Source organism: Mycobacterium sp. E2327 (assembly GCF_001672675.1).
GTDB lineage: Bacteria > Actinomycetota > Actinomycetes > Mycobacteriales > Mycobacteriaceae > Mycobacterium.
Window position 1 is genome coordinate 1 of the sequence record NZ_LZKE01000168.1, and the last position, 787, is coordinate 787.

A 787-nucleotide genomic window follows, 5' to 3' on the forward strand; every position below is an offset into this window, starting at 1 on the left:
CCCCTGACCAGCCGCTTGGCCGCGCCCAGCGCCGCGTGGTAGTCCTCGGGCGGCAGCGTGGCCGCCAGCTCGGTCAGCCCGTAGATCAACGAATAGATCGCTTCGACCGGACCCGATCTGGCGGCTCGTCCGACGATGCCCTCGATGATCTCGCGGAACGCCTGGAAGCCGGCGCCGTGCGCCCCGGGGTCGACGGCGCCCTCGGCGCGGATCGCCCACTCGAAGGCCGCCAGGTCGGGGTACTCGCGCATCAACCGGCCCGATTCGTCGAGCACCGCTTCGATCCGGTCGACGACGTCGCCGGGGCTCCCGGCCGCCTCGCGCAGCCGGGGCAACGCGACCTCGGTCCTTGCGGCGACGGCGGCCTTGATCAACTCGGACTTGTTCGGGAAATAGTGGTACAGGCTCGCGCTGGTCATGTCGGCAGCCTTGGCGATCTCCCGAATTGTCGCCTGGGAGTAGCCCACCTCCCCCACGCAGCGCATCGCCGCGGTGATTATTCGAGCGCGGGTCCGCTCGCCGCTGGCGCCTACCGGGCGCCCCAACTGCGACCGCGCGGCGTTCATGCGGGCGCACCTCCGAGCAGGAACCGGATATTAATTGATCGTTCGATTATATTCGACGGCATGCTAGGTCGCCCGGTCGGCGCCAGCGGCGAGGAGACTCGCCAGCGGATAATCGTCGCCACCATGCGGTGCGTGGCCGGCGTCGGCTACTCGCGCGCGACCATCCGGGAGATCGCCCGCACGGCCGACGTCACCAGCGCGAGCCTGTACAACTACTTCCC

The 787-nt window shown here is 69.4% G+C and carries 2 protein-coding genes; one reads left to right on the forward strand and one right to left on the reverse strand.

Going from position 1 to position 787, the window contains the following annotated elements:
• Positions 1 to 566, reverse strand: a 566-nt coding sequence (locus A5712_RS20225) for a TetR/AcrR family transcriptional regulator (protein ID WP_068108725.1), incomplete at its 3' end; no start/stop codon positions are given.
• A 60-nt stretch (positions 567 to 626) separates the two neighbouring features.
• Here A5712_RS20225 and A5712_RS20230 point away from each other — a divergent pair.
• Positions 627 to 787: TetR/AcrR family transcriptional regulator (locus A5712_RS20230; protein WP_156766674.1), on the forward strand; the 161-nt coding region annotated here is incomplete at its 3' end.